12 protein-coding genes are annotated in these 15,917 nt (G+C 57.2%); 7 read left to right on the top strand and 5 right to left on the bottom strand.

Going from position 1 to position 15,917, the window contains the following annotated elements:
- Positions 1–7 precede the first annotated feature (7 nt).
- The 3 genes from NH395_RS16295 to NH395_RS16285 all read right to left on the bottom strand — a co-directional run bounded on the left by NH395_RS16295 (position 8) and on the right by NH395_RS16285 (position 5,044).
- Positions 8–2,164, bottom strand: a complete 2,157-nt coding sequence (locus tag NH395_RS16295; RefSeq protein ID WP_253026348.1) for a GGDEF domain-containing phosphodiesterase — start codon at positions 2,162–2,164, stop codon at positions 8–10.
- Between the two features lie 103 nt (positions 2,165–2,267).
- A complete protein-coding gene (locus NH395_RS16290; RefSeq protein WP_253026347.1) occupies positions 2,268–3,980 on the bottom strand; it encodes a methyl-accepting chemotaxis protein in 1,713 nt (570 codons plus the stop codon).
- A 251-nt stretch (positions 3,981–4,231) separates the two neighbouring features.
- Complete coding sequence (locus NH395_RS16285) at positions 4,232–5,044, bottom strand: outer membrane protein assembly factor BamD (RefSeq protein WP_253026346.1); 813 nt, start codon at positions 5,042–5,044, stop codon at positions 4,232–4,234.
- 159 nt (positions 5,045–5,203) lie between these two features.
- On the opposite strand from NH395_RS16285, the gene rluD reads away from it, so the two are divergent.
- The 5 genes from rluD (at position 5,204) to ilvN (ending at position 12,285) form a co-directional block, all read left to right on the top strand.
- The gene (rluD, locus tag NH395_RS16280) at positions 5,204–6,163 is read left to right on the top strand and encodes a 23S rRNA pseudouridine(1911/1915/1917) synthase RluD (RefSeq protein WP_253026345.1); all 960 of its coding nucleotides are present in this window, start codon (positions 5,204–5,206) and stop codon (positions 6,161–6,163) included.
- Positions 6,160–6,915, top strand: a complete 756-nt coding sequence (gene pgeF, locus NH395_RS16275) for a peptidoglycan editing factor PgeF (protein ID WP_066316758.1) — start codon at positions 6,160–6,162, stop codon at positions 6,913–6,915. The genes rluD and pgeF overlap by 4 nt, the downstream gene beginning before the upstream one ends.
- A 145-nt stretch (positions 6,916–7,060) precedes the next feature.
- Complete coding sequence (clpB, locus tag NH395_RS16270) at positions 7,061–9,655, top strand: ATP-dependent chaperone ClpB (protein ID WP_253026344.1); 2,595 nt, start codon at positions 7,061–7,063, stop codon at positions 9,653–9,655.
- A 414-nt stretch (positions 9,656–10,069) separates the two neighbouring features.
- The gene (locus NH395_RS16265) at positions 10,070–11,794 is read left to right on the top strand and encodes an acetolactate synthase 3 large subunit (RefSeq protein WP_092824057.1); all 1,725 of its coding nucleotides are present in this window, start codon (positions 10,070–10,072) and stop codon (positions 11,792–11,794) included.
- Entirely contained in the window at positions 11,794–12,285 is a 492-nt protein-coding gene (gene ilvN, locus NH395_RS16260) for an acetolactate synthase small subunit (protein ID WP_066316765.1), read from the top strand. The genes NH395_RS16265 and ilvN overlap by 1 nt, the downstream gene beginning before the upstream one ends.
- A 72-nt stretch (positions 12,286–12,357) precedes the next feature.
- Here the strand turns inward: ilvN and ilvY are convergent, their stop codons facing one another.
- Positions 12,358–13,245, bottom strand: a complete 888-nt coding sequence (gene ilvY, locus NH395_RS16255) for an HTH-type transcriptional activator IlvY (protein WP_253026342.1) — start codon at positions 13,243–13,245, stop codon at positions 12,358–12,360.
- Positions 13,246–13,442: 197 nt separating this feature from the next.
- Here ilvY and ilvC point away from each other — a divergent pair, with 197 nt between their 5' ends.
- Together ilvC and pssA are read left to right on the top strand one after the other, a co-directional pair.
- Positions 13,443–14,459 (top strand): ketol-acid reductoisomerase, encoded by a 1,017-nt coding sequence (ilvC, locus tag NH395_RS16250; RefSeq protein WP_253026340.1) that lies wholly within the window; start codon positions 13,443–13,445, stop codon positions 14,457–14,459.
- Positions 14,460–14,639: 180 nt separating this feature from the next.
- Positions 14,640–15,527 carry a CDP-diacylglycerol--serine O-phosphatidyltransferase gene (gene pssA, locus NH395_RS16245; RefSeq protein ID WP_253026338.1) on the top strand — a complete coding sequence of 296 codons (888 nt, stop codon included), beginning with the start codon at positions 14,640–14,642 and terminating at the stop codon, positions 15,525–15,527.
- 119 nt (positions 15,528–15,646) lie between these two features.
- Here pssA and NH395_RS16240 read toward each other — a convergent pair.
- On the bottom strand, positions 15,647–15,917 hold a 271-nt coding region (locus NH395_RS16240), incomplete at its 5' end, for a hypothetical protein (RefSeq protein ID WP_253026336.1).

Raw genomic sequence — 15,917 nt, 5'->3', positions numbered from 1 at the left:
ACGGGGCCTAGTCGAGCATCGGTGGCGGTGCCAGGCTGCGCTTTACCATTTCGATAGCAGAGACCGGTTTGCTGAAATAATAGCCCTGGTAGGCGTGGCATTGGCGATCATTCAGGTGGCGCCAATGCTCCTGGGTTTCCACGCCTTCGGCGATCACGTTCAGCCCCAGTGCCTGCCCCATGGCAATGATGGTTTGCACGATTGCCATGTCGTCCGCGTCCTTGTGCAGGTCGCGGACAAACGACTGATCGATTTTGATCTGATCCAGCGGCAGCCGCTTCAGGTACTGAAGCGATGAGTACCCGGTACCAAAATCATCTATGGCGAAACTGATCCCCAGCGCTTTCAACTGATGCATGCGGGCAATGGTATCGTCTACATTACCAATCACCGTGCTTTCCGTGATTTCCAGCTTCAACCGTTGTGGTAGGGCGCCGCTCTTGGCGAGAGCGCAGCTTACGCTATCGACAAAATCAGGCTGCTGAAACTGTTTAGCGCTGACGTTGACCGCGAGTGTCAGGTGCGCGGTGCTGTCATCGTCGGCCCAGGCAACCAACTGCTCGCATGCGGCTTCAAGCACCCACTGGCCGATTGGCACGATCAGTCCGGTTTCTTCGGCCAGGGGGATAAAGGTGCCTGGCGAGACAAAGCCTTGTCGTGGATGTTGCCACCGAATCAACGCCTCTGCGCCAATCGCCCGACCGCTGCTATCGACCTGCGTTTGATAAACGAGTACGAATTCCTGACGTTCAATGGCTAGGCGCAGGTCACGCTCCAGCTCTGTCCTGGCTTCAAGTTCCGCTTGCACCGCCGGGTCATAAAACCTCAGGCCGTTGGGAGCTGACTGCTTGGCAAGGTGGGCAGCCGCGTTGGCATATTGAAACAGGTTGTCGACGCTATATGCAGCGCCGCCAAACAGGACAACGCCAATACTCGTACTCAGGAAATGCTCTCTTTCTTCCCACAGATACGGCTGGCCGAGAGCGCGGTGGAGCTTCTCGGTGAGCAGCTCGGTTTTCTCTGCGGCCTTCAGTTGATCTGCCGGTAATCCATCGACAATCATGACAAACTCATCGCCGCCTATGCGTCCAATGGTTGTCCCCTCGATGCCAAGGGCCGATAACCGCCGGGCAATTTCTTGAAGCAGGCTATCACCTGCCCGGTGACCGCAGCTGTCATTGATGCGTTTGAAGTCGTCTACGTCCAGGTATAGCAGCGCGCCGTAGGTCTCCGTCCGCTGGTTGGTGTCCAGTGAATGGTGAAGGTGCTCTTTCATTAATTGCCAGTTAGGCAGTTGGGTAAGGCTGTCGTAGTAGGCCAGCCGGTGTACCTTGCGCTCGGCCTCGCGACGCTGCTGCTCGGTTTTGCGAAACGATAGCAGTGCGGATGCAATCCGCTTCAGTGGCCCCCGATGACGTTGGCTGAGGCGTTGAATATCGGCAAAGTCAGGCAGTGCTTGGCGAGTGTTGGAGAGTGCCAGGATGGCATCGCCGACCATCACCAGCCGCCGGTTGATACGCCAGGCGGCAAAGACGGCGGCGACGACCAATATGCCCAATAACCCCAACCCTACCCAGACAAGGGTATTGATAGACCGGCTCAGGGTATGGAAGGTTTGTTGATGACGCTCACTCGCCCGCTCGGTGAGTGTTTCAAAGGTACCTTGAGTGAGAATCATGAAATGATTGAAGTTGGTTTCAGCTTCCTGCATGAAAAAACTGATGTCGGTCTGATTCAGCGTGGCGGCTTCGTTAGCCATTTCGATGAAACGGCGATATTTTTGAAAAGCTGACAGTAGCGTTTCAGCACTGTCGGCGTGCAGGCCATTGACCAGACCCGACGACGCCAAATGCTTGATATGCTGGCCCATTTCGTTCAGCTGGAGATGAATCTGGCTGTATTCGCTATAGCTATCGAATGCGCTGAGCTGATCGTTGTCGGCTTCCGCGAGAACCTGGCTGAGGCGTTCATGAAGGGCGCCGAGTCGGCGCTCGAAGGTGGCCATTTCAACCAGGTTGGCAAGGTCTTGTGATTGCGTCTGATGACTGTCGAGGAACTGTTCTCTGGCAATGTTCAGGGCCAGCATGCCCAGCACGAAGGCAGGAACGGCAAACATCAAGACGGGCAGCAGGAAAAACACGATAAGGCTTTGAGTGGGCTTCATGTCCGCCTCAGCACAGAGGGTCTAAAATAGAGGCTCCCTTCCAATCGGGAGCCTTCCTTTTGGTGAGCGCCTATCCGTGGCAATGAAAACAGCGTTCTTTAGCTTAGAAGCTTTCCCACTCGGGCTGGGGTTTCTGCTGGCGCAATGCGGTGCCAGAGGCGGCTGGTGCCGCATTGGCGGTGGCCTGAGACGAGGCCAGGGCCATCGCGTGGTCGGATCCGCTAGAGGGCAGCCTGAAGATGGACATGGCGTCGATCAGCTTATGAGCATTCTGGCGCAGGTTGTTGGCCGCCGTGGCGCTTTCATGTACCAGGGAAGCATTTTGCTGGGTAACCTGGTCCATCTCGGTAACCGCTTGGCCGACTTCCTGTACCCCGGCACTCTGCTCGGCGCTGGCATGGCTGATTTCTTTCATGATGTCGGTGACCCGACCAATCGCCGCCACGATCTCTTCGGTTGACTTGTTGGCGTCGGCGGCTCGTTCGTTGCCGTGCTTGACGCGCTCCAGATTGCTGGAAATCAAGTCATTGATTTCGCGGGCGGCGTCGGCACTTCGCTGGGCAAGTTTGCGCACTTCTTCCGCCACTACGGCGAAGCCGCGGCCGTGCTCGCCGGCACGAGCCGCTTCCACGGAAGCGTTTAGCGCCAGGATGTTGGTCTGGAAGGCAATGGAATCGATGGTGGAGATAATCCCGGCAATTTCCTGTGAGCTCTTGTTGAGGTCGTTCATGGTGTCGGCCACCTGACGCACGGCGTCACCGCCTTGTGTGGCTGTGCGGGAAGCGCTGGCCGCTTCCTGGCTGGCCTGCTCGGAGTTGTCGGCATTGAGTTTGACGGTGCTGTTGAGCTGCTCCATGGCAGAGGCAGTTTCTGCCAGTGCGCTGGCCTGTTGCTCGGTACGTGATGACAGGTCGTTGTTGCCCTCGGCAATTTGCTCGCTGTTGCTGGCGACCGCCTGGGCCGATGCCCGCACTTCGGCGACGATGCCCTGCAGCTGACGGGCCATCTCCACCTGAGAGGCCATGATGCTGCGCTTGTCGTCCTTCTTCAGACGCCCCTGGCTATTCAGCTCGCCACGCCCAATGGCTTCGGCAAACGCCTTGACTTCGTGGGGCTCGGCGCCCAGCTCACGCATCAGCTGACGGGTCATGAAGACCGCAATAAAGCCGCCTACCAGCAAGGCGAACACCGTCAGGCCGAGCATCTGCATCTGAAAACCTGAGGCGGTATCGCGAGCGGACGCAGTGGTGGCGTTATTTAGCTGTTCCTGATAATCAATGAACTGGTTGATGCGGTTGAGCCATTCAGCGTAGGCAGGCCCGGCTTCAGTCAGCAGTAACTGCTCAGCCGCTTGATAATTTCCTTGCGCATGGGCATCCAGTACTTCGTCGGTGAGCGCACGGGTTGACTCGGCTTGCTCTTCAATACGACTGAGCAAAGTTTGCTCTTCACTATTGTTTTGACCTTGCAGGTTAGCGTTCTCGGCAATAACGCTCTGCATGCCCGATGAGGCGCTTGCGTAGTTGTCCTGCAAGCGCTGCATGGTGTCCTGAAGCGCGGTAATATTGCCATCGCCAGTGAGGACGATATCGCGCAGCGCGATGGCGCGGTCGTGGACGCTGCCGCGCCAGTCGATCGCGTGACGCTGCTTTGCGCCGTTGACGTCGTTAATGATTGTGAGGTCACGGTCAATCTGGTTGACCTGGTAGATGCCAATGCCCGTCAATATCACGAGAAGCGCGAGGAGTGCTGAAAACCCCAGGGTAAGGCGTGTGCTGATCTTGGTTCCCGTGAACCGTGAGTTTGACAAAAGCATTGAGTTTCTCCTTAGGCACCGTTCAGATGCTTGATCATGTTGGTATGAGGATAGTAGTCATGTATATAGCTTTTGTACAATTTTTCACTGGCAGGTTTGATAGGTTTTTGAGATAACTCTATGATAAATAAGAATATAAAAATTAAAAAAAGCCACGCATTTGCGTGGCTTTTAAATGGGTCTTTGCCGAAAACTTGTACAGCGTGTTTGTTAGTTCACGTCAACGCTTGGCATAGCGGATACGCGCAGCGCTAATCGATATGCTTGGGCACAAACCGGTTGCCTTCCAGCTGGTCGTGGTTGGGCGCATTGTCACGCAGCACCGCGAGTACCTCATTGGCACGGTCGTCCATTTCCAGGCCCTGGTAGCCTTCCACCATGGTGGCGAGTGCGTCGTGAGTAGCGTTGGATTCAGGATATTTTTCGACCACCCAGCGACCGCGCTCAACGGCAGCGAGATAGGCGCCGCGGCGCAGATAGTAGTCTGCCACGTGCAGTTCATGGCGAGCGAGCAATTCACGCAGATACACGATCCGCTGCTGAGCGTCCGGCGCATACTCGCTTTGAGGATAGCGTTGAATCAGCTCCCGGAAGTCGCTGTAAGCATCACGCGTGGCCCCCAGGTCGCGCTTGGAGATATCGATCAAGCGCAGGCGCTCCAGGCTGAAGCGCCCCGCCTGCCAGGCAGACAGGCCCCGCAGGTAATAGGCATAGTCTACCTGAGGGTGGTCGGGGTGCAGGCGAATGAATCGGCTGGCGGCGGCGCGCGCTTCTTCCCAGTTACCATTCTCGTAATAGGCGTAGATCAACTCCAGCTGCGCCTGTTCGGCGTGCTCGCCAAACGGGTAGCGGGTGTCCAGCGCCTCAAGGCGTTCTACCGCGGTATTGAAGCGGTTCGCATCGAGAGCATCGCGCGCCCGTTCGTAGAGTTCACGCTCGGCAACGCCAGCGTATTCGTCCTCGTCGTAGGCTGTGTCGTTGTTGCCATTGCTGGCGCACCCAGCAAGTAAAGCAAAGCTTAAAGCAAACACGCCAAAGCGATTGGCAGCGGAAAAAACGCGCATCATCATCCTCGTTGCAAACAAGCCTCAATCACCGAAAAGCGACGATGGCCATGAGTAGAAATGGTAGAATAAGTCACAGTCAGCCCACTATAAATCACCTCGGCAAAAAACGCAGGCTTCGCATGACATTGCCGGGGTGTCGTCAAAGGAAATTATCCCATGCCTCGCAGTGTTGAAGCGACGCAACGCGTGCCAACCTCTTTGGCAGGTGCCCGATTGGACCAAGCGGCGGCCGAGTTGTTCAGTGATTACTCCCGTGAACGGTTGAAAGCGTGGATCAATGCCGGTGAATTGACGGTCGATGGCGAAAAAGCCAAGCCAAAGGCAAAGTTGCACGGTAACGAGACGCTCGTGCTGCAAGCGACACTTGAAGAAGATACGCGTTTCGAGCCTCAGGCGATTCCGCTGGACATCGTTTTTGAGGACGAGACGGTGATGGTGGTCAACAAACCAGCAGATATGGTGGTTCACCCGGCGGCGGGCAACCCGGATGGCACCCTGCTGAACGCCCTGTTGTATCATCACCCAGCCCTGGCGGAAGTTCCCCGGGCAGGCATCGTGCATCGGCTGGATAAAGATACCACCGGCCTGATGATGGTGGCCAAGACCCTGCCCGCTCAAACCGCCTTGGTTGAGCAGCTACAGGCGCGCAGTGTTTCCCGCCAGTACGATGCCGTGGTGATTGGCAAACCGATCGCGGGCAGCACGATCGATGCACCGATTGGACGCCATCCCAAAGACCGCAAGCGACAGGCGGTGAACGCCTCAGGCAAACCGGCGGTGACCCATTTTCGTGTGGTAGAGCGTTTTCGAGCGCATACGCACGTCCGCTGTCAGTTGGAAACCGGGCGGACTCACCAGATCAGGGTCCATATGGCCCACGCCCGCTACCCGCTGATTGGGGATCAGCTCTACGGCGGGCGCGCCAAGCTGCCGCCTGGCGCTGCGGGGCCATTGAAAGACATACTGCGTGAATTTCCCCGCCAGGCGCTGCACGCGCGCAAGCTGAGGTTTGTCCACCCTGTTAGCGGCGAAACACTGACTTTCCACGCGGGCCTGCCCGATGATCTACTAATGTTGTTGGACTACCTGCGCGACGATAGCGAGACCATGCGATGAGCGATGCCATTGACCTGAAGCCCACGCTGTTGGTGCCAGATTGGCCGGCACCGGCTAACGTGGGGGCGTTTGTCACTACCCGTGAGACAGGGCCCAGCCAAGGTGACTTTGCGGCCTTCAATCCGGCCACCCATGTGGGTGATAACGCCGACCATGTCGACCTGTGCCGTCGTTTACTCGGAAAAGAACTCGGCGATGAGCGTCCCTTGCTGTGGCTCAATCAAGTCCATGGCGCGCGCGTTCAGCAGGCTTTTCAGGCCGGGGCGCCAGAGGCTGACGCGGCGATTGCCAATGACCGCGACTACGCCTGCGTGGTGCTGACAGCCGACTGCCTGCCGGTGTTGTTTTGCAACCGGGCGGGGACTCAGGTGGCGGTTGCCCACGCGGGCTGGCGTGGCTTGGCAACAGGCGTTTTGGAAGCCACGGTCTCGGCGATGAACAGTGAGCCGGACGATATTCTGGTGTGGCTGGGGCCGGCGATATCGAACGCGCAGTTTGAAGTGGGTCCTGAAGTCTATGGGGCCTTTGTGGCAGCGCAGCCCGAAACGGCGGATGCGTTCGACCACAGTCCTTATCGTCTGGGGCATCACATGGCCGACCTCTACCGGTTGGCCCGCTTTCGTCTTGAGGCGTTGGGCATTCATCACATCAGCGGTGGTCACTTCTGCACCGCCTGCGAGTCACGCTTTTACTCCTATCGCCGAGATGGTGGCCGTACCGGCAGAATGGCCAGCGTGATCTGGATCAAGTAAATCAGCAGACCGTCACTCTTGCCCTTGAAACCTCCTGGCGCTGACGCCATTTAACTAGTCAAGCTAATCGTGATTAGCACGAATGACGACAGGTTATCGGGATACGCCGCACGTCCAAACGCGCGGCCACCCCCAGGAGGAAATTATGCGATTTGATAAATTTACCGCCAAGCTCCAGGCCGCCATTGCCGAAGCGCAATCGCTGGCCGTGGGTCGCGGGCACAACCAGCTTGAGCCTGCTCACTTGCTGCTGGCGCTGCTGGATACCAAAGATACCGGCATCAAGGCCCTGGTCGAGAAAGCCGAGGCCAGCAGCTCGCGTCTGCGCGATGGCTTGGTTCAGCAACTGGACGATTTGCCCAAGGTCGGCCAGTTCGATGGCGAAGTGCAGCCCTCGCGGGATTTGGTCAAGCTTTTCAACCTGACCGACCGCGAAGCACAGAAGCGTGGCGATCAGTTTATTGCCAGCGAGTTGGTGCTGCTGTCCGCACTGGAAATGAACAGTGCCATCACCAAGTTGATGAAGCAGGTCGGGCTTACCCGCAAAGCGCTTGAAGCGGCCATTGATAGCTTGCGCGGCGGTGCCAAGGTGGACGATCCAAACGCCGAGGACCAGCGTGAGGCGCTCAACAAGTACACCCAAGACCTGACTCAGCGCGCGCTGGACGGCAAGCTTGATCCGGTGATTGGCCGCGACGACGAAATTCGCCGCACCATTCAGGTGCTGCAGCGGCGCACCAAGAACAACCCTGTTCTCATTGGTGAGCCCGGTGTCGGTAAAACCGCCATTGTCGAAGGTCTGGCGCAACGGATCGTCGATGGCGAAGTCCCTGAAGGTCTGAAAGACAAGCGCGTGCTGTCGCTGGATATGGGCGCGCTGCTGGCGGGGGCCAAATTCCGCGGCGATTTCGAAGAGCGCCTGAAAGCAGTGCTCAAGGAGCTCTCTCAGGAAGAGGGCCGGGTGATCCTGTTTATCGATGAGCTGCACACCATGGTCGGCGCAGGCAAGGCCGAGGGCGCCATGGACGCGGGCAATATGCTCAAACCGGCACTGGCCCGCGGTGAGTTGCATTGCGTGGGCGCCACTACCCTGGACGAGTATCGTCAGAATATCGAGAAAGACGCCGCCCTTGAGCGCCGTTTCCAGAAGGTGCTGGTCGACGAGCCCTCGGAAGAAGATACCGTGGCGATTTTGCGCGGCTTGAAGGAGCGTTACGAAGTCCACCACGGCGTGGATATCACCGACTCGGCGATTATTGCCGCGGCGAAACTCTCCACGCGCTACATTACGGACCGTCAACTGCCCGATAAAGCCATCGACCTGATCGACGAAGCGGCCTCGCGTATTCGCATGGAGCTGGATTCCAAGCCCGAAGAGATGGATAAGCTCGACCGCCGCTTGATTCAGCTCAAGATGGAGCGCGAAGCGCTTAAGAAAGAGACCGATGAGGCGACCAAAAAACGCCTGGAAGCGCTCAATAACCAGATTCACGAGCTGGAGCGCGAGTACGCGGATCTCGATGAGATCTGGAAAGCCGAGAAGGCCAGTATTCAGGGGGCGGCGCAGTTCAAGGCCGAGCTGGAACAGGCCCGCATCGATCTTGAGCAGGCCCGCCGCCAGGGTGACCTGGGCCGCATGTCGGAGATCCAGTACGGCAAGATCCCTGAGCTGGAGAAGAAAATCGCCGAAAGCGCCGACAGCGAAACGGATACCTCAAGCCATCAGCTGTTGCGCTCCAACGTGACTGAGGAAGAGATTGCCGAGGTGGTTTCCCGCTGGACGGGGATTCCGGTCGCCAAGATGCTGGAAGGCGAGCGGGACAAGCTGCTGCGTATGGAAGAGGCACTGCATGAGCGGGTGATCGGCCAGGATGAAGCGGTCGAGGCCGTGGCCAATGCGGTGCGCCGGTCGCGGGCCGGTTTGGCTGACCCCAACCGGCCCAACGGTTCCTTCCTGTTCCTCGGTCCCACCGGGGTGGGCAAGACCGAGCTGTGCAAATCGCTGGCCAACTACCTCTTCGATACCGAGGAGGCTATGGTGCGCATCGATATGTCGGAGTTCATGGAGAAACACTCCGTGGCTCGCCTGATCGGTGCGCCGCCCGGCTATGTAGGCTATGAAGAAGGTGGCTACTTGACCGAGGCCGTGCGCCGCAAACCCTATTCGGTGATGCTGCTCGACGAGGTGGAGAAGGCTCACCCCGATGTGTTCAATATCCTGCTCCAGGTGCTGGAAGACGGGCGTTTGACCGACGGTCAGGGCCGCACGGTAGATTTTCGCAATACCGTGATCGTCATGACCTCCAACATGGGCTCTGACATCATCCAGCGCATGGGCGGTGGCGCTGGTGATGACCAGGACAGTAATTATGACGTCATGAAAAACAGCGTCATGGAGGTGGTGGGCAATCACTTCCGGCCTGAACTGATCAACCGCATCGATGAAGTGGTCGTGTTCCACGCGCTGGGTCAGGAGCAAATCCAGGCAATTGCCGGTATCCAGCTGGAACGCCTGAAGGCACGCCTGGCTGAGCATGACTTGAGCCTGGAAATCAGCGACGATGCCTTGGCACAGTTGGCCGTGGTGGGCTTCGACCCGGTCTATGGGGCAAGGCCGCTCAAGCGGGCGATTCAAAGCCGTATTGAGAATCCCTTGTCCCAGGATCTGCTGGCCGGCAAGTTCTCGCCCGGCGACACCATTCATATCAGCGCAGAAGAAGGTAAATTAGTCTTCTCTTAAAATTTACTTCTTTACCTGCCAGCCCCGCTTGACCACGTCTGCGGGGCTTTTTTTACCCTGAATCAGGCTGTTTGTCGGCTTTCGCTGGATCGAAGGTTGACAGGCTGAGGATGCTAATGGAATCTTGTGGGTTCCTGATTTGCGGGCGCGGAACCAACGGGTAACCCCCACTCCCCGCGCGAAGGGTAGGCGAAGGCCTCTACCCGCCGAAGGACTTCCGGGCTTGGGCTAACCGCCCGACCTGGCCAACGCCCCGACACGGCAAACCGCCGTGACAAGAGTGCAGGCCCTAACCGGGCCTTATGCCAGGGTTTGGCATCAGGTGCCAGCAATGGCTGGCAGCGGCATACCGCCGCACTCGACACCGTAGAATCGTCTGCGGATCGCACTCGAGACCTCCAGGGGAGAAACACTGTGGAACTGCTTTCCGGCGCAGATATGATTGCCCGCTTCTTGCAAGATGAGGGCGTCGAATACATTTATGGATATCCCGGCGGTGCGGCGCTGCATATATATGACGCGCTTTTCCGCCAAGACAAGGTGAAGCACATTCTGGTGCGGCATGAACAGGCGGCCACCCATGCAGCGGACGGTTACGCACGCGCATCGGGCAAGCCCGGCTGCGTGCTGGTCACGTCAGGCCCGGGGGCCACTAATGCCGTGACCGGTATTGCCACCGCCTATATGGACTCGATTCCGATGGTGGTGCTATGCGGGCAGGTAATGAGCCACCTGATCGGCGATGATGCTTTCCAGGAGACTGACATCGTCGGTGTGACCCGTCCCATCGTGAAGCACAGCTTTTCGATTCGTCACCCGTCCGAAATCCCGGAAGTGCTCAAGAAAGCCTTCTATCTGGCGGCCACCGGTCGTCCTGGCCCCGTCGTGGTCGATATTCCCAAGGACATGACCGCGCCTACCGAGCGTTACGAGTACGTCTATCCGAAAAAGGTCAAGATGCGCTCGTACAACCCGGTCACCCGGGGCCATACCGGCCAGATCAAGAAAGCCGTTGACATGATGCTCAAGGCCAAGCGACCGGTATTTTATACGGGTGGCGGCGTCGTGCTTGATAAAGCGAGTGAGGGCTTGACCGATCTGGTCAAGCAACTGGGCTTTCCCATTACCACGACGCTGATGGGGATTGGTTCGTACCCGCAAAGTGACCGGCAGTGTTTGGGTTGGCTTGGGATGCACGGATCCTATGAGTCCAACATGGCCATGCACCATGCGGACCTGATCATCGCCATCGGCGCGCGTTTCGATGACCGCGTCACCAACAACACATCGAAATTCTGCCCAACGGCGAAGATTGTTCACGTTGATGTCGACCCCAGCTCGATCTCCAAGACCGTGCGCGCCGACGTGCCGATCGTGGGCCCGGCGTCAAGCGTCATCAATGAGATGATCAGCCTGGTGCAGGGTCGGGAAGTTGCGCATCCGGAAGCGCTCACCGACTGGTGGCAGAAAATTGATGATTGGCGTGCTGAGCGTGAGGGCAAGCTCTATGAGCCGTCCAGCCCAGGCGAAGCGCTCAAGCCTCAAGAGGTGATCGAGGCGCTGTGCCGGGTGACACGCGGTGAAGCCTATGTCACGACCGACGTCGGTCAGCACCAGATGTTTGCGGCACAGTACTACAAGTTCGATAAACCCAACCGACTGATTACCTCAGGTGGGCTTGGCACCATGGGGTTTGGCTTTCCCGCCGCCATGGGCATCAAGCAGAACTTCCCGGATGATGACGTGGTATGCGTCACCGGTGAAGGCAGTTTTCAGATGATGATGCAGGAGCTATCGACCTGCAAGCAGTACGGTGTCGGCGTCAAGATTGTCAATCTCAACAATGCCTCGCTTGGCATGGTACGCCAATGGCAGGACTTGAACTACAAGTCACGCCACGCCCATTCCTACATGGAGTCGCTGCCCGATTTTCATATGCTGATTGAGGCTTATGGGTTTACTGCGATCACCGTGACCACCCTTGAGGAGTTGGAACCAGCGCTGGAGCGTGCGTTTGCCGACAAGCATGAACTGGTGTTTCTGGACGTGAAGGTCGACCCCTTTGAGCACGTCTATCCGATGCAGGTGCCGTTAGGCGCCATGCGCGACATGCTGCTGTCTAAAACGGAGCGTACCTGATGCGTCATATCATCTCGATTCTGATGGAAAACGAACCGGGTGCGCTGTCACGTGTGGTCGGGCTGTTTTCCCAGCGAAACTTCAACATTGAAACGCTTAACGTGGCGCCCACGGAAGACCCGTCGCTCTCCCGCCTGACGGTCACCACGGTGGGCGATGACAGGGTGATCGAACAGATCACCAAGCACCTCAACAAGCTGATTGATGTGGTGAAACTGGTGGACCTCACCGAAGGCAACCATATTGAGCGCGAGCTGATGCTGGTGAAGGTGAAAGCGCTAGGCGCTGCCCGTGATGAAGTGAAGCGCACGGTGGATATCTTCCGCGCGCAGGTCGTCGACGTGACGCCGAGCCTCTACACCGTGCAGATCACCGGCGATGCTGCCAAGCTGGATGCCTTCCTGCAGGCCATGGCGCCGGTGGGTATTCTGGAAGTGGCACGTACCGGGGTGTCGGGCATTGCCCGTGGTGACAAGGTGTTGTCGCTTTAAACAGCTGGTCGTTGATGCTGTTCAAGAAGGCCGCCCCTGTGAAGGGGCGGCTTTTTTTATAAGTGACGTTCTTCAACGAGCGCTGACGGTGGCCCAGAAGGCGTCGATCATGGGGTTTTTCAAGCGCCGGTTGAGTACGCATAATCCAACATCGTAGTGAGGTAGCTCAGGCTTCACGTTCAGCACCTGGACCCGCCCGGCCAGTGGGCTGTTATCCAGTACGATTTTCGGCACGACACCCACGCCAAACCCCAGGCCCACCATGCTGACGATGGCTTCATGCCCGGCCACCTGGGCATAAATCCGCGGCGCAATGCCCAATGCCTTGAACCAGGTGTTGGTGTGCTCCCTGGAAAGCCCCGCTTCAGACAGAATCATGGGCACCCGTTGCCACTGCGCGGCGGTCGAGCTTTCGGGTTCGAGGGGTAGCCAGTCCTGTGTCTCGTTGGGCGCAATGAACACTAACGGCGAGCGTGTGAGCGATTTAAAGGCCAATGCGCCAGGCGGAATGCGCGGGCGCGGCGTAATCGCCATATCGTCAGCGCCATCCAGCACGCGGGTCATGGCGTTGGCGGGGTCGCCGGTGTGCAGCTTGAGCTCAATGCCCGGGTGACGCGTGCGGACATCGCTTAACAACTCATACAGGAAGCTGTAGCTGGCGGTGACCGAGCAGTAAATACTGATTTCGCCGCGCAGTTGTTCGGTGGTGGCCGCGAGCGTCCGCTTTTGTGTTTCCCACTGTTCCAGCGTTTCTTTCGCATAGTGGTGAAACGCCAAACCTTGCGAGGTCAGGGTGACATGGCGATTGTCGCGCTCAAACAGGCGAGTGCCCAGTTCCGCTTCAACCTGTTGGATCGAACGGCTTAGCGTGGACGGGCTGATATGGCACAGTTCGCTGGCGCGACCAAAATGTAGCGTCTCGGCCAGAGTGGCCACGTGTTTGAGTAAGCGGAAGTCCATGGCAGGCCAGTATTCTCGGCTATATTTCGTAAAGTGAAATAGTATGTTGCAAACATAGCGTTTTACGCAACGGCGATGCTGTCGTAGAGTGATCTCAATGCCATATCCCAGTGCCGCGAAAGACGGCACGGGTGGCCATCAACGCTGAACCGCACGCTATTCAACTTTCTGATTCAACCTGCTTTTGGAGTTTCGCCATGCGCGTTTATTACGATAAGGATTGTGACCTGTCCCTTATTCAGGCCAAAAAAGTCACCATCGTTGGCTATGGTTCTCAGGGCCATGCCCACGCGAACAACCTTAAAGAATCAGGTGTCGATGTCACCGTTGCATTGCGCAAAGGTTCCTCGTCGGCGGCCAAGGCAGAAGGTGCTGGCCTGAAAGTGGCCACCGTTCCAGAGGCATGCCAAACCGCTGATGTGGTGATGATTCTGGCGCCGGATGAAAACCAAAAGGCGATTTACGAGCAGGAAGTCGAGCCAAACCTGAAAGAAGGCGCGACGCTTGCGTTCGCTCACGGCTTCAATATCCACTACAACCAGATCGAGCCGCGCAAAGACCTCGATGTCATCATGATCGCACCCAAGGCGCCGGGCCATACGGTCCGTTCCGAGTTCGTCAAGGGCGGTGGTATTCCCGATCTTATTGCCATTCATCAGGATGCGTCGGGCAACGCCAAAGAACTGGCACTTTCCTACGCTGCAGGCGTAGGTGGTGGCCGCAGCGGGATCATCGAAACCACGTTCAAAGATGAAACCGAAACCGACCTGTTCGGTGAGCAGGCAGTGTTGTGCGGTGGCGCCGTTGAGCTGGTAAAAGCAGGCTTCGAAACCCTGACGGAAGCTGGCTATGCACCGGAAATGGCCTACTTTGAGTGTCTGCACGAGCTCAAGCTGATCGTCGACCTGATGTACGAAGGCGGCATTGCCAATATGAACTACTCCATCTCCAATAACGCGGAGTATGGCGAGTACGTGACCGGCACCGAGGTCATCAATGAGCAGTCTCGTGCTGCTATGCGCAATGCGTTGAAGCGCATTCAAACCGGTGAATACGCCAAGATGTTCATCAATGAAGGTAACAGCAACTATCCGTCAATGACCGCGCGTCGCCGCCTCAATGCCGAGCACGACATTGAGCAGGTAGGTGCCAAGCTGCGTGGCATGATGCCGTGGATCGCCGCTAACCAGCTGGTTGATAAGTCTAAAAACTGATGGTGGTAAGCAGTTAACGCCACAGGGGTGACTGACGGGGTGCGCATTGGCGCGCCCCGTTTTGTATGGTGCGATTGTTTATGTGCGCTCGGGCGCAATTGGCTGGCTGATAAGTCTTCAGCGTGTAGAATGAAAGTGGTCACTGCTGTTCCCGTGATTTACTTTTAATGGATGAGACCTATGACCCAGGACGCTCGCGATCAAGAGCAACCAAGTTCAGATCATTCTGGCGAAAACCAGGCAGGCAATACGCGACAAGATACCGCTGACCAATCAGAAATAGGCGGCAATGAGGACTTGGCAGCAGCCTTTTTGCGCGACACGGAAGTGGTTGAAGAAGCGGTCGAAGATGGCAAAAAGGTTCGCCGCAAGGGTATCTACCTGCTGCCTAACTTGTTTACTACGTCGGCGCTGTTTTCAGGGTTCTTTGCCGTCGTGGCGGGTATCAATGGTGATTTTACAGCGGCGGCCGTCGCCATCTTTATTGCCATGGTGCTTGACGGCCTGGATGGCCGAGTTGCGCGTATGACCAATACAGAAAGCGCTTTTGGTGCCGAGTACGACAGTCTGGCCGACATGATTTCTTTTGGCATGGCGCCTGCGCTCGTTGCTTTTACCTGGATTCTGCAAGACATTGGCAAAACCGGCTGGGTGGTGGCGTTTCTCTACGTTGCTTGCGCGGCACTGCGTCTGGCGCGCTTTAATGTGCAGATCGGCAGTGTGGACAAGAAATGGTTTTTCGGCTTGCCCAGTCCCTCGGCCGCGGCCCTGGTGGCGGCGAGTGTATGGACATTCCATAGCTTCGATGCGGATGCTTTTGGTTTCAAGCTGCTGATGCTGGTGGTTGTGGCGGCGGCTGGCGTACTGATGGTCAGCAACATTCGTTATTACAGCTTCAAAGACCTCGACTTCAAAAAACCAGTGCCTTTCGTGGTTCTGCTGGCCGTGGTGCTGGGCTTTGTGATGATCTCCGTTGAGCCGTCTGTCATGCTGCTTCTGCTGTTCGGTGCCTATGTACTTTCGGGGCCTGTACTGGCCGTCATGCGCAAGGCAAAGCCGAAAAGGTAAATTTTTTTCGCACGCCCCTTGCGTCCCCGCCAGCAACACCGTAAAGTACGCATCCGCTGCCGGGGACGCACGGCGTTGCCAGCGGTGGTTGAGGTTGAAAACCTTGATTTGTCAGTAGGTTAGGCAAGCGGTTGGAAGAGTGAGTAAGACGAACATTTCCTTCGCTTCCGCCAAACAGTGATTGACAAGTCTTTAGAAGTGCGTAGAATGCTCCTTCCTCGCTTAGCAGCGGTCACGTCATGTTTTATGGCCCGCAAGCGACTGCTCTTTAATAATGTGATCAGGTAATTCATGTGGGCGCTTGCCGATGAGGGTGATAAATCACCAAATATCAAGGCAAGCGACTCGTCCAAGGTCTTCGGATCTTGAGAGAACGTTTGAAAACCTTGA

It is taken from the genome of Halomonas sp. Mc5H-6, from assembly GCF_024124705.1.
Lineage (GTDB): Bacteria > Pseudomonadota > Gammaproteobacteria > Pseudomonadales > Halomonadaceae > Vreelandella > Vreelandella subterranea.
Note: the sequence above shows the minus strand (reverse complement) of the source record. Positions and strands in the feature narration are given on the sequence as shown.